This window comes from Micromonospora sp. CNZ296, from assembly GCF_007827635.1.
In genome coordinates, this window is sequence record NZ_VISW01000002.1 from 121,111 (window position 1) to 136,205 (window position 15,095).

Here is a 15,095-nt window from a genome sequence, read left to right on the forward strand (position 1 = left end):
AGCTCCAGCTCTCTCCCGTCTCTTTCGAGGAAGCGGCACTCCGATGGCCAATGAAGACAAGCTCCGCGATTACCTCAAGCGGGTCATGGCTGATCTCCACGACACCCGCCGCCGACTCAGCGAGGCCCAGTCCCAGGAACTGGAGCCGGTGGCGATCGTGGCGATGAGCTGCCGGTTGCCGGGCGGGGTGCGCAACCCCGACGACCTGTGGGAGCTGTTGCGGGAGGGCCGGGACGCCGTCGCGCCCTTCCCCGACGACCGGGGCTGGGATCTGGAGCGCCTCTACCACCCCGACCCCGACCACCCGGGCACCTCGTACGCCCGGGAGGGCGGGTTCGTCGACGGGGCCGGCGACTTCGACTCCGCCTTCTTCGGCATCTCGCCCCGCGAGGCGCTGACCATGGACCCCCAGCAGCGGCTGCTGCTGGAGACCTCCTGGGAGGCGGTAGAGGCCGCCGGCATCGATCCCGCCTCGCTGCGCGGCAGCCGGACCGGGGTGTTCGTCGGCACCAACGGGCAGGACTACGGCACCCTGCTGATGATGTCGCCCGACGGCGACGAGGGGCACTCGATGACCGGGGGCGCGGCGGCCGTCGCGTCGGGCCGGGTGTCGTACGCCCTCGGGCTCGAAGGACCGGCCGTCTCCATCGACACGGCCTGCTCGTCGTCTCTGGTGGCGCTGCACCTCGCCGTGCAGGCGCTGCGGGCGAGGGAGTGCGACCTGGCGCTGGCCGGCGGGGTGACGGTGATGGCCACTCCGGGCCTCTACATCGGATCCAGCCGGCAGCGCGCACTCTCCACCGACGGGCGGTGCCGGTCGTTCGCCGCCGCCGCCGACGGCGCCGGGTTCTCCGAGGGGGTCGGCTGGCTGCTGGTCGAGCGGCTGTCGGACGCCCGCCGCAACGGCCACCGCGTCCTGGCGGTGGTACGCGGCACGGCCGTCAACCAGGACGGCGCGTCGAACGGGCTGACCGCGCCCAACGGGCCGGCGCAGCAGCGGGTCATCAGCCAGGCCCTCACCTCCGCCCGGCTCTCCACCGCCGACGTCGACGTCGTGGAGGCGCACGGCACCGGCACCAAGCTGGGCGACCCGATCGAGGCGCAGGCGCTCATCGCCACGTACGGGCAGGACCGTGGCGAGGCCCCGCCACTGCTGCTCGGCTCGGTGAAGTCGAACATCGGCCATGCCCAGGCCGCCGCGGGCGTGGCCGGCGTGATCAAGCTGGTGCTCGCCATCCGGCACGGCCTCGTGCCGGCGACGCTGCACGTCGACGCGCCGTCTCCGCACGTCGACTGGGCGGCCGGCGCGGTGGAACTGGCCACGGAGGCACGCCCGTGGCCCGAGACGGGCCGGGTACGCCGGGGCGCCGTCTCCTCGTTCGGCATCTCCGGCACCAACGCCCACGTGATCATCGAGCAGCCGACCGAGCCGGTCGAGTCGGGTGTTGTCGAGTCCGTGTCCGGGTCCGGTCTGGTCGCTTCGGATGTGGTTGTCTGGCCGGTGTCGGCGCGGTCGAGGGCTGCGTTGGCTGGGCAGGTTGTCCGGCTCGCGGGGCACGTGCGTGAGCGGGGTGAGGTCGATCCGGTGGCGGTGGGGTGGTCGTTGGCGACCACCCGGTCGGCGTTCGATCATCGGGTGGTCGTCGTCGGGTCGTCTGCTGAGGGGTTGCTCGCTGGGCTGGACGCTTTCGCTGCCGGTGAGCCGGCGGGGAATGTGGTCGCGGGGGCGGCGTCGGGTCCGGGTGCGGGTCCGGTTTTCGTGTTTCCGGGTCAGGGTGCGCAGTCGGTGCGGATGGCGGCGGGCCTGGTGGGTCGTGTGCCGGTGTTCGACGAGTGTTTGGCCGAGTGCCGGCGGGCTTTGGCGCCGTATCTCGATGTGGATCTCGTGTCGGTGCTCACGGGTGAGGACGAGTCGTGGCTGGAGCGGGTCGAGGTCGTGCAGCCGGTGCTGTGGGCCGTCGGTGTCGCTCTGGCGGCTGTGTGGCGCGCGGCGGGTGTGGTGCCGGAGGTGGTGATCGGCCATTCGCAGGGTGAGATCGGTACGGCGTGTGTGGCGGGCATTCTGAGTCTGGAGGATGCGGCGAGGACGGTGGCGCTGCGTTCGCGTGCTCTGGCCGTGCTGCGTGGTACGGGGACGATGGCGTCGGTGGACCTGCCGGTCGACGCGGTGGCCGAGCGGCTGCCCGCGTTTGCGGGTGTCGGGGTCGCGGCGGTCAACGGTCCGTCCACCGTCGTGGTGTCCGGTCCGCCGGAGCGTGTCGCCGGCCTTGTGCAGGCGTGCCGGGCCGAGGGTGTCCGTGCCCGGTTGATCCCGGTGGACTACGCGTCGCATTCACCCGCGGTGCAGGAGGTCGCCGAGCAGCTTCGCGCGGATCTGGCCGGTGTCAGTCCGCGGGCCGGTCATACCCGGCTCGTGTCCACTCTCACCGGGGACTGGGTCGACCCGGCGGTGATGACCGCTGACTACTGGTACGACAATCTGCGGCAGACTGTGCTCTTCGACGCGGCCGTGCGGACGGCTGTGGCCGCCGGGTACACCACGTTCGTCGAGATCAGTCCGCATCCGGTGCTGGCGATGCCGGTGACTGCGATTCTTGACGACGCCGGTGTGAGTGGGCACACCATCGGTAGTCTGCGTCGTGGTGACGACGACGTGACCCGGTTGCTGACCAACCTGGCCACCGCGTACACCGTCGGCCTGCCCGTCGACCTGACGAAGGTGCTTCCGGCCGCGGCCACCGTCGACCTGCCTACCTACGCCTTCGACCACCACCGGTACTGGCCCGCGCCGCCGCTCTTCCTCGCCGCGGCCGACGCCGCCCCGGACATCGACCGCTGGCGCTACCGGGTCACCTGGCGAGCCCTGCCCGACCTGCCGCTGACCTGGCTCGCCGGCACCTGGCTCGTGCCGGTGCCCGCGGCGCTGGAAGACGACCCGCTGGTCACCGACGTGCTGTCGGCCCTCGGCAACTTCGGCGCGGACGTCGTCCCGGTGGAGCTGGACGCCACCGGCGATCCGGCGGCGCTGGCCGAGCGGCTCAGCGCCGCGCTCGCCGGCCCCGGCGGACCCGTCGCCGTGCTCTCGCTGCTGGGCCTGGACGAGCGGGCGCACCCGGAGCACCCGGCCACCTCGCTGGCCGTCTCGGGCACCGCCCTGCTGGTGCAGGCGCTCGGGCTGCTCGGCGTCGAGGCGCCGCTGTGGTGCGCCACCCGGGGAGCCGTCGTGGCCTGCGCCGACGACCCGGCGCCACGCCCCGCCGCCGCCTCCGTCTGGGGGCTCGGCCGCGCCGTCGCCCTGGAACACCCCGCCCGCTGGGGCGGCCTGCTCGACCTGCCCGACGTGCTCGACGCGCAGGCCGGCGCGCTGCTCTGCGCGGCGCTCGGCGCCAGCGGTGGCGAAGACGCCTTCGGCGACGACGGCGCGGAGCAGTCCGGCCGGGGCGAGGACCAGCTCGCCGTCCGCGCCTCCGGCGTCTTCGTCCGCCGCCTCACCCGGATCACCGAACCCGAGCCGGCCGCCTCCGGCGACGCGGACGACACCTGGCGGATGCGCGGCACCGTGTTGATCACCGGTGGCACCGGCGGACTGGGCGGGCATCTGGCCCGCTGGGCGGGCCGCTCCGGCGCCGCGCACGTCCTGCTGGCCAGCCGGCGCGGCCCGGACGCCCCGGGCGCCGCCGAGCTGGAGGCGGAGCTGACCGACCTCGGCGTACGGGTCACAGTGGCCCGCTGCGACGTCGCCGACCGGGCACAGGTGGCCGATCTGCTCGCCGCCGTCCCCGCCGACGCCCCGCTGAGCGCCGTGCTGCACACCGCCGCCGTCCTCGACGACGGCATCGTCGACACCGTCACCGCGCAGCGCCTGCACACAGTCGCCGCGTCGAAGTGCGTCGCCGCGCTGCACCTGGACGAGTTGACCCGCGACCTCGACCTGGACGCCTTCGTGCTCTTCTCCTCGGTGGCCGGCACCACCGGCAACGCCGGGCAGGGCGCGTACGGGGCGGCCAACGCCTTCCTCGACGCCCTCGCCGAGCGGCGCCGGGCCGAGGGACTGCCCGCCCTCTCGGTGGCCTGGGGTGCCTGGCGCGGGGCCGGCCTGCCCGCCGAGAACGAGCGCGCCCAGGAGCGGCTGCGCCGGGGCGGCATGATCGGCATGGACCCGGAACTGGCCGTCGAGGCCCTTGCCCGGGCGCTGCGCCGCGACGAGCCCACCACAGTCGTCGCCGACATCGACTGGGCCCGTTTCGCCCCCGCGTTCACCCTGGTGCGGCCCAGCCCGCTGATCGGCGACCTCGCCGAGGCCCAGGAGGCGACGCAGCCGGCCGGGCAGGAGGCCGCCGAGGAGGAGACGGACGTACCGTCGGCCCTCGCCCGGCGGCTCGCCGCGCTCGCGCCGGGGGAGCGCGCCGCGACACTGCTGGAGCTGGTGCGGCAGTGCGCGGCGACGGCCCTCGGCTACGGGGCCGCCGACGACATCCCGGCCACCCAGCCCTTCCGCGACCTCGGCCTGGATTCGCTGACGGCAGTCGACATGCGCAACTTCTTGGCCGCCGCCACCGACCTGCGGCTGCCCGCGACGCTCGCCTTCGACTATCCGAACCCGACGGTGCTCGCCGCGCACCTCGGCGAACTGCTCACCGGGATCGTGCCCGACGTGTCCACCCCCGCCCCGGCCACCGCGGCCGAGGACGACGACCCGATCGCCATCGTGGCGATGAGCTGCCGCCTGCCGGGTGGGGCGGACACCCCGGAGCAGCTGTGGCAGCTCCTCGCCTCCGGCGGCGACGCCATCGGGGAGTTCCCCACCGACCGGGGCTGGGACCTGGACCGGCTCTTCGACTCCGACCCGGACAAGGAGGGCACCAGCTACGCCCGGGAGGGTGGCTTCGTCACCGGCGCCACCGACTTCGACGCCGGCTTCTTCGGCATCAGCCCCCGCGAGGCCCTCGCCATGGACCCGCAGCAGCGACTGCTGCTGGAGGCGTCCTGGGAGGCGATCGAGCGGGCCGGGATCGACCCGCACACGCTGCGCGGCAGCGCCACCGGCGTCTTCGTCGGCACCAACTACCAGGACTACCGCAACCTGATGTTCAGCGCCGAGGGCGCCGAGGGGCACCTGATGACCGGCAATGCCGGCAGCGTCCTCTCGGGCCGGGTGTCGTACACCCTCGGGCTGGAGGGGCCCGCCGTCTCGGTGGACACCGCCTGCTCGTCGTCGCTGGTCGCGCTGCACTGGGCCTGCCAGGCGCTGCGCCGCTCGGAGTGCTCCCTCGCCCTGGTCGGCGGCGTCACCGTCATGTCCACCCCCGGGGTGTTCGTCGGCTTCAGCCGGCAGCGGGGCCTCGCCCCGGACAGCCGGGTCAAGGCGTTCGCCTCCGCCGCCGACGGCACCGGCTGGGGCGAGGGCCTCGGCCTGCTGCTCGTCGAGCGGCTCTCCGACGCCCGCCGCAACGGTCACCCGGTGCTCGCGGTCATCCGGGGCAGCGCCGTCAACCAGGACGGCGCTTCCAACGGCCTCACCGCCCCGAACGGGCCGTCGCAGCAGCGGGTGATCCGGCAGGCGCTCGCCAACGCCGGCCTCGCTCCGGCCGACGTGGACGCCGTCGAGGCGCACGGCACCGGCACGAAGCTCGGCGACCCGATCGAGGCGCAGGCCCTGCTCGCCACGTACGGCCGGGAGCGGCCCGCCGAGCAGCCGCTCTGGCTCGGCTCGATCAAGTCGAACATCGGTCACACCCAGGCCGCCGCCGGTGTCGCCGGGATCATCAAGATGGTGCTGGCGCTGCGGCACGGCTACCTGCCGCAGACCCTGCACGTCGACGAGCCGACCGACCAGGTGGACTGGAGCGTCGGCGCGGTCGAGCTGCTCGGCGAGGGCCGCCCCTGGCCGGTCACCGACCACCCGCGCCGCGCCGCCGTCTCCTCGTTCGGCATCAGCGGCACCAACGCGCACACCATCCTGGAGCAGGCCCCGGAGCCGGTCGAAGCCGAGCAGCCGACGGGTGACCCGGCGCGGCTGCCGGTGGTGCCGGTGCTGCTGTCGGGCCGTTCGGCGTCCGCGCTGGCCGCCCAGGCGCAGCGCTGGTCCGAGCAGCTCACCGGGCTGGAGGCGCCACGTACGGTCGACGTCGGCTGGTCGTCGGCCGTCGCCCGGGCCGCCCTGGAGCACCGGGCCGTCGTGCTGGCCACCGACCGGATCGCGCTGGATGCCGGGCTGCGCGCCCTCGGCACCGGCAAGGACGCGCCGCTGGTGGTCACCGGCGTGGCGGTGCCCCGGCCGAAGGTGGCGTACCTGTTCTCGGGGCAGGGCGCCCAGCGGGCCGGGATGGGTCGCGAGCTGGCCGAGGCGTTCCCCGTCTTCGCCGCCGCCCTGGACGAGGCCTGCGCCGCCCTCGAAGCGCACCTGCCCCGCCCGCTCAAGCCACTGCTCTTCGCCGAGCCCGGCACGCCCGAGGCCGAGGCGCTGGACCGCACCGAATTCACCCAGCCGGCGTTGTTCGCCGTGGAGGTGGCGCTGTTCCGGCTGTTCGAGGCGTGGGGGGTCCGTCCCGACGCCGTCGCCGGGCACTCGATCGGCGAGATCGCCGCCGCCCACGCCGCAGGCGTGCTCTCCCTGGCCGACGCCGCCGAGCTGGTCGCCGCCCGGGGCCGGCTGATGCAGGCGCTACCGGCCGGCGGGGCGATGCTCGCCGTCGCCGCCACCGAGGCCGAGGTGACCGCCACGCTCGGCGAGCGGGCCGACCGGGTCTCCGTCGCCGCCGTCAACGGCCCCTCCGCCGTCGTGGTGTCCGGGGCCGGCGACGCCGTCGAGGAACTGGCCTCCGAGTGGGCCGGCCGGGGCGTCCGGGTCCGGCGCCTGACGGTCAGCCACGCGTTCCACAGTCCGCTGATGAATCCGGTGCTCGACGACCTCGCCGCCGTCGCCGGACGGCTGCGGTACGCGGCTCCGAGCATCCCGATGGTCTCCACCGTCACCGGCGCGCCGGTCGACGCGGCGGAGATCGGCACGCCCGACTACTGGGTGCGCCACGCCCGCGAGGCGGTGCGCTTCGCCGACGCCGTCGTGGCACTGCGCGAGCGCAACGTCACCGGCTACGTCGAGATCGGCCCGGACGGGGTGCTCACCGCCCTCGCCCAGGCCGTCCTGGCCGAGGCCCCGGCCGGCGGCCGGGCCCCACTGGTGGTGCCCGCCCTGCGCCGGGACCGCGCCGAGCCGACCACCCTGCTGCGCGCGCTCGCCGCGCTGCACACCCACGGCGTCTCCCCGGACTGGTCCGTCCTCTACGCCGGCACCGGCGCCCAGCGGGTCGAGCTGCCCACCTACGCGTTCGACCGGCAGCGCTACTGGCCGGAGCCGCCGCCCTGGGCCGCCCTCGTGGCCGCCGACGAGGCCACCGAGGTCGAGCGCCGCTTCTGGGCCGCGGTCGAGGCCGAGGACCTCGAGTCGCTGGCCCGCGACCTCGACGTGCACCGCGACCAGCCCTTCGGCACCGTGCTGCCCGCCCTGTCGGCGTGGCGCCGGCGCGGCCGGGAGCAGGCGCTGGTCGACGGCACCCGTTACCGGGTGGTCTGGGAGCCCATCGCGGAGACCCCGCAGGAGCAGGACCCCGGCCGGTGGCTGGTGCTGCTGCCCGCCGACCGGGCGGACGACCCCGACCTGCACTCCTGCACCTGGGCCCTGGGCGCCGAGGTGAGCATCGTGCCCGTGGACACCGCCGCCGACTCCGAGGAGCTGTGCGGCGGGTTCGCCGACGTGCTCACCGAGGCGCTCGGCGCGGGCGACGGGCCGCTGTCGATCCTGTCCTTCCTCGGCCTGGACGACGCCCCGCACGCCGAGCACCCGGCGCTGCCGCGCGGCCTCGCCGCGACCGTGCACCTGCTCCAGCAGCTCGTCGACCTCGACGCCTCGGTCCGGCTCTGGTGCGTCACCCAGGGCGCCGTCGGCCTCGGCGACGGCGACGCCCCGGCCAACGCGCGGCAGGCGATGCTGTGGGGCCTGGGCCGGGTGGCCGCGCTGGAGCAGCCCGCCCGCTGGGCCGGGCTGGTCGACCTGCCCACCGACCTGGAGCCGTGGACGGCGATGCGTCTCGGCGGCATCCTCACCGGCGGCGGCGTGGAGGACCAGCTCGCAGTCCGCGAGTCCGGGGTGCTGGTGCGGCGGCTCGTACCGGCCACCACCGACGGGGAGCTCACGCCGTGGCAGCCCCGGGGCACGGTGCTGATCACCGGAGGCGCCGGCGCGCTCGGTGGGCACGTGGCCCGCTGGGTGGCCGCCGAGGGCGCGCAACGGGTGGTGCTGACCAGCCGGCGGGGGACCGACACCCCGGGCGCCGCCGAGCTGCTCTCCGAGCTGGCCGGGCTCGGCGTGGACTGCCGGGTGGTCCGCTGCGACGCCGCCGACCGCGCCGCCGTGGCCGACCTCCTGGCCGATCTCCGGCGGGAGGGGCCGCCGCTGCGCGCGGTGGTGCACGCCGCGGGGGTCAGCGAGGTGGTGCCGCTGGCCGACACCACCCTGGAGGACCTGGCGTACGTCATCGCCCCGAAGGTCAGCGGCGCCGAACACCTCGACGAGCTGCTCGGCGACGCCGAACTGGACGTGTTCGTGCTCTTCTCGTCCATCTCGGCGGTGTGGGGCAGCGGCGGACAGGGCGCGTACGCGGCCGGTAACGCCTACCTGGACGCGCTCGCCGAGCGGCGACGCGGCCGGGGCCTGGCGGCCACCTCCATCGCCTGGGGACCGTGGACCGAGTCGGGCATGTACACCGAGGGTGCGGCGGAGCAGCTGCGTCGCCGTGGCCTGCAGGTGATGCCACCCGGTGTGGCGATGGCCGGGTTGCGGCACGCCCTGGCGGCCGGCGACAGCTGCGTCACAGTCGCCGATGTCGACTGGGCCACCTTCCAGCCGCTGTTCACCTCGCTGCGGCCCAGTCCGCTGCTGGCCGACCTGCCGGCCGTACGCGGACTGGCCGCCACCCCCGCCGAGGCGCCGGACGCGGTCGCGCCCGGCTCCCGGGATCTGCTCGCCGGGCTGCGGGCGCTGCCCGACGACGAGCGGCGGGCCGCACTGCTGGAGATGGTGCGGGTCGACGCGGCGAAGGTGCTCGGCCACCCCTCCGCCGACGCGATCGAGACCGACCGGGGCTTCCTGGACCTCGGCTTCGACTCGCTCACGGCCGTGGAACTGCGCAACCTGCTCACCGCGGCGACCGGGCACGACCTGCCCACCACCGTCGTCTTCGACTACCCCACCCCGGACGGCCTGGCCGGCCACCTGTACGAGCAGCTCTTCGCGGACGGCGAGGGGGACGACGGCGACGGCGGCGACGAGGAGTCGGTGCGCCGGGCCCTCGCCGCGATCCCGCTCGACGAGCTGCGGCAGGCGGGCCTGCTCGACCAGCTGCTCCAGCTGGCCCGTACGAGTGCCGGCACGCCGGCCGTGGCGCCCGCCGTCCCGGTCACGTCGCCCGCACCCGAGACCCAGATCCGCGAACTCGACGTCGCCGGCCTGGTCCGGATGGCCCTGGAAGGCTCCGACTCGTGACCCGGCCGGCCCTGAGGAGCGCCCGATGACTGTTTCCCTGGACGAGGTCGTCGGCGCGCTGCGTGCGTCCCTGCTCGACAACCAGAAGCTCAAGCAGCAGAACCAGCAGCTCACCGCCGCGCTCAGCGAACCGGTGGCGATCATCGGCATGAGCTGCCGGTTCCCTGGCGGTGTCAGGTCACCCGAGCAGCTCTGGGACCTGGTGGCCGCCAGCAGCGACGCGATGTCGGCGTTCCCGGACGACCGGGGCTGGAACCTGGGCGCGCTCTACGACCCCGACCCCGACCCCGACAGCCGGGGCACGTCGTACGTGCGCGAGGGCGGGTTCCTCTACTCCGCCGGGGACTTCGACCCGGCGTTCTTCGGCATCAGCCCCCGCGAGGCACTCGCCATGGACCCGCAGCAGCGGCTGCTGCTGGAGACCGCCTGGGAGGCGTTCGAGCGGGCCGGCATCGACCCCACCCGGCTGCGCGGCGCGCCGACCGGCGTCTACGCGGCCACCAGCAGTCAGGGTGACTACGCGGCTCTGCTCACCGGGGTCACCGGCGGCGTCGAGGGCTACCTCGGCACCGGCAGCGCCGCAGCCGTGGCGAGCGGCCGGATCTCGTACGCCCTCGGGCTGGAGGGGCCGGCGGTCACCGTTGACACCGCGTGCAGCTCGTCGCTGGTCGCGCTGCACCTCGCCTGCCAGGCGCTGCGGCTGGGCGAATGCACGATGGCGCTGGTCGGCGGGGTGTCGGTGATGGCCACCCCGACCGTCTTCGTGGAGTTCTCCCGGCAGCGGGGCCTGTCCACCGACGGCCGGTGCAAGTCGTTCGCCGCCGCCGCCGACGGCACCGGCTGGTCCGAGGGGGCCGGCATGCTGCTCGTCGAGCGGCTCTCCGACGCCCGCCGCAACGGCCATCCGGTCCTCGCCGTGCTGCGCGGCAGTGCCGTCAACCAGGACGGCGCGAGCAGCGGGCTGACCGCCCCGAACGGCCCGTCGCAGCGCCGGGTGATCCGGCAGGCTCTCGCGAACGCGGGGCTGAGTGCCGACCAGGTGGACGTGGTCGAGGCGCATGGCACGGGTACCACTTTGGGTGATCCGATCGAGGCGCAGGCCCTGATCGCCACGTATGGGCAGGGTCGGTCCGCGGACCGGCCGCTCTGGCTCGGCTCGATCAAGTCGAACATCGGGCACACGCAGGCGGCGGCGGGTGTGGCCGGGGTGATGAAGATGGTGCTGGCGATGCGGCACGGGGTGCTGCCGCCCACGTTGCACGTGGACGAGCCCACCCCGCACGTCGACTGGTCGGCCGGGGCGGTGTCCCTGCTGACCGGCACGCAGCCCTGGCCGGAGACCGGGCAGCCACGCCGGGCCGGGGTCTCCGCGTTCGGGATCAGCGGCACCAACGCACACGTCGTCATCGAGCAGGCCGTCGCGACGGACACCGACGACGTCCGGCCGGCCGGTACGCCCGCCCCGCCGGCACCGTGGATCGTCTCGGCCCGCTCCGCGCCGGCCCTGGCCGGGCAGGCGCGGCGGCTGCTGGCGCATCTGGCCGATCACCCCGACCTGACCGCCGCCGACGTGGCGTACTCACTGGTCACCACCCGGGCGGCCCTGCCGTACCGGGCGGCGGTGATCGGCGGGGACCGCGACGCGCTGCGGGCCGGCCTGCACGCGGTCGCCGAGGAGCGCGACACCCCCGGCGTGGTGCGCGGCGTGGCCCGCCGGGCCGGCAAGGTCGCGTTCCTCTTCACCGGGCAGGGTGCCCAGCGCCCCGGCATGGGCGCCGAGCTGTGCCGCCGGTTCCCGGTCTTCGCCGCCGCCTTCGACGAGGTGGCCGGGGAGCTGAACCGGCACTTGAGCCGGCCGCTGCGGGAGGTGGTCTTCGCCGGGGCCGACTCGCCCGACGCGGATCTGCTGGACCGTACCGAGTTCACCCAGCCGGCGCTGTTCGCCTACGAGGTCGCCGCATACCGGCTGGTCACCGCCTGGGGGCTACGCCCGCAGTTCCTGCTCGGCCACTCGGTCGGCGAGCTGGCCGCGGCGCACGTCGCCGGGGTGCTGTCGCTGGCCGACGCGGCGACCCTGGTGGCCGCCCGGGCCCGGCTCATGCAGCAGTTGCCGCCCGGCGGGGCGATGCTGGCGGTACAGGCGTCCGAGGCGGAGGTGGTCCCGCTGCTCGACGAGCGGGTGTCCCTGGCCGCCGTGAACGGCCCCCGGTCGGTGGTGCTCTCCGGCGACGAGGAGGCCGTGCTCGCGGCGGGGCGGCGGCTGTCTGCCGAGGACCGGCGGTCCCGTCGGCTGCGGGTCAGCCACGCCTTCCACTCCGCCCGGATGGACGCCATGCTGGCCGACTTCCGGATCGTCGCGGAGAAGGTCGCCTGGCACCCGCCGAACCTTCCGATCGTCTCCGACCGCACCGGCGAGCCGCTCACCGCCGCCCAGGCCACGGACCCGGGCTACTGGGTCGACCACGTCCGGGACACCGTCCGCTTCCACGCCGGCGTCGCCACCCTCGCCGCCGGCGGCGTCGGAACCTTCGTGGAACTCGGCCCCGACGGCGCCCTGACCGTGCTGGCCCGGGAGTGCCTGCCCGACATGGAACCGGCGGCCTTCGTGCCGCTCGCCCGCCGGGACCAGCCGGAGGCGACCACGCTGCTCGCCGCGCTGGCCGCGGTCGACCTGCGCGGTGCCGGAGTCGACTGGGCGGCTCCCTTCGACGGCAGCGACGCCGCGCGCGTCGAACTGCCCACCTACGCCTTCGACCGCGAGCGCTTCTGGCCGGACCCGCCCACCGTGGATCTCGTCCCGCCCGCCGCGACCGGCGAAGACGAGGAGTTCTGGGCGGCCGTGGCGCAGGGACGACCCGCCGAGCTGGCCGCCGCGCTCGGCCTGCCCGCCGACCGGCAGGACGCGCTCGCCGACTTGCTGCCCGCCCTCGCCTCCTACCGGGACCGGCGGCGTCGCGGATCGGAACTGGACGGGCTGCGCTACCGCGCCGACTGGGAACGCGTCGACCTGTCAGCCCCTACCACGCCGGCCGGTCGATGCCTGCTGGTGGCCGGGGCAGGCACCGACGCCACCGCGGTGCTCACCGTGCTGCGCGCCGAGGGCCTGGACCCGACGCTGGTCACCGTGGGCGACGACCTGGACGCCGTGGCCCGGGCCTTGCTCGCCGACGGCACCTGGTCGGTCGTGGTCTCGCTGCTGGCGGCGGAGGAACGGGCGGCCGGCACGGGGACCGGCGCGCTCGCCGGGACAGCCGCGCTCGTGCGGGCCCTCGCCGCTGCGGGGAACGGTACGCCGATGTGGACCGTGACCCGGGGCGCGGTGGCCGTCGACGCGCACGACGCCGCTCCCGGCGTGGCCGGGGCGTACGTCTGGGGGCTGGGCCGGGTGCTGGCGCTGGAGCAGCCGCGCTCGTGGGGCGGGCTGGTCGACCTGCCGGCGGAGCCGGACGACGTCGCGCTCGCCGCGCTCGCCCGGGTCGTCGCGTCCGGCGGCGACGAGGACCAGGTGGCGGTACGCACCGGCGGGGTGTACGCCCGGCGGCTCCACCGGGCCCCGGCCGGCGCCACCGATACGGACTGGCGGCCCCGCGGCGCGGTCCTGGTGCACGGTTCCGCGCAGGTGCGTACCCCACACCTGCTGCGCTGGCTCGCCGAGCGGGGCGCGTCGCACCTCGTCCTCGTGGGGCCGGTGGCGGACGCCGACCCGCTCGGCCCGGACGTCACCGTCACCGCCGTCGACGACCTGGACGGGCTGCCCGAGGCGCTTGACCGGCTGGCCGCCACCGGCAGCGAGATCCGTACCGTCCTGCACGTCGCCGACTCCGACGGGGCCGGCGACCCGGTGGCGGTGCTGGATCCGCACGACCTGGCCGACGCCGTGGCCGCCCGTACCACCGCGGTGGAACTGCTCGGGCGGGCCTGCGCCGGCCTACCGATCGACGAGTTCGTCGTCTTCACCTCGACGGCCGCCGTCTGGGGCAGCGGGGGAGCGGCGGTCGCCGCCGCCGTGGGCGCCGGGCTGGAGGCGCTGGCCGCCGGCTGGCGTGCCGCTGGCCGCCCGGCCACCGTCGTCGCGTGGGTGCCCTGGGCGGACGAGGTCACCGATGCGGCGCAGCTGCGCCGCCGGGGGGTCCGGCCGCTGCCCGCCGACGTGGCCCTGTCCGCGCTGGGGCAGGCCCTGGTCCGCGGCGACGACCAACTGGCCGTCGCCGACCTCGACTGGCCCGCGTTCGTGCCGGCCTTCACCGCCGTACGGCCCAGCGCGCTGCTGCGCGGCGTGCCCGAGGCGACCGCCGGTGCCGAGCCGGAGGCCGGCGATGCCGCGGCGACCGATCCCGCTCGCGCGCTGCGCGAGCGGCTGGCCGGCGTCCCGGCCGGCGACCGGCACCGGATCCTGCTGGACCTGGTCCGGGCGCGGGTGGCCACCGTCCTCGGGCACGCCTCACCCAACGCGGTCGAGGCCGACCGGGACTTCCTGGAACTCGGCTTCGACTCGCTGACCGCACTGGAGCTGCGCGACGCGCTGCGCCAGGAGACCGGGGCGGATCTGTCGACGACCCTGCTCTTCGACCACCCCACGCCTACGGCGCTGGCCGTTCACCTGATCGGCCAGCTCCTCGGCGCGGAGGCGGCCGGGGACGGCGCGGACGACGCCGGGGGATCTGCCGGGAATGGTGCCGGCGGCGGACTGCTCGGCGGGTTGTTCAACCAGCCGAAGGCGCGCGAGGACCCGGCCGGGTATGCCGAACTGCTGGTCAAGCTCGCCCAGTTCCGCCCCAGCTTCCGCGAGCCGGCGCAGCTCACCCGCCCGGCCGGCATCCTCCGGCTGGCCGAGGGCGGTGCCCGGGCGCAGTTGGTGTGCTGCTGCACGATGTCGTTGCTGTCCGGCGCGCACGAGTACGCCCGGCTGGCCGCCGGCTTCCGGGGCGTACGTGACGTGTGGGCCCTGCCCAACCCCGGGTTCGGCGCGGGCGAGGAGCTTCCCGCCGACCTCGACGCGCTGCTGCGGGTGCACGCCGACACGGTTCTGCGTACCGTCGGCGCCGGCCCGTTCGTGCTGGCCGGTCACTCCGGTGGTGCGATGGTGGCCAACCTGCTCGCCGGGGAGCTGGAACGCCAGGGCCGCCCGCCGGACGCGGTAGTGCTCATGGACACCTACCCGGCTGACAGCGAGGTGCTCGGCGGGTGGGTGCCGCAGCTTCTCGACGGGATGATCGACCGGGACACCGCGTACACGCCGATGGACGACTGGCGCACGACGGCGTGGGCGGGCTACCTGCCGCTGTTCCTGGACTGGCAGCCGACCGAGACGGCGGCGGCGACCCTGCTGGTGCGGGCCACCGAGCCGCTGGGGGAGTGGGACGGCGAACCGGACGGCTGGCGGTCGCGCTGGCCCTACCCGCACGAGGCCGTCGACGCGGCCGGCGACCACTTCAGCATGGTCGCCGACCGGGGTCCGGAACTCGCCGGCACGGTCCAGCGCTGGCTGGTCGCGCGGGGCCTGTGACCGGTTCCGCCCCTGGCGTGCCCCTAGCGCCCCCTATCGGCGCACATA

The 15,095-nt window shown here is 75.4% G+C and carries 2 protein-coding genes; both read left to right on the plus strand.

Translation table 11 applies throughout. The features are described from left to right. The first annotated feature begins 43 nt into the window (after window positions 1–43). A complete protein-coding gene (locus FB455_RS03555; RefSeq protein ID WP_145752190.1) occupies window positions 44–9,541 on the plus strand; it encodes a type I polyketide synthase in 9,498 nt (3,165 codons plus the stop codon). Window positions 9,542–9,611: 70 nt separating this feature from the next. Further along, the gene (locus tag FB455_RS03560; protein WP_486481503.1) at window positions 9,612–15,047 is read left to right on the plus strand and encodes a type I polyketide synthase; all 5,436 of its coding nucleotides are present in this window, start codon (window positions 9,612–9,614) and stop codon (window positions 15,045–15,047) included. The last annotated feature ends 48 nt before the right edge of the window (window positions 15,048–15,095 follow it).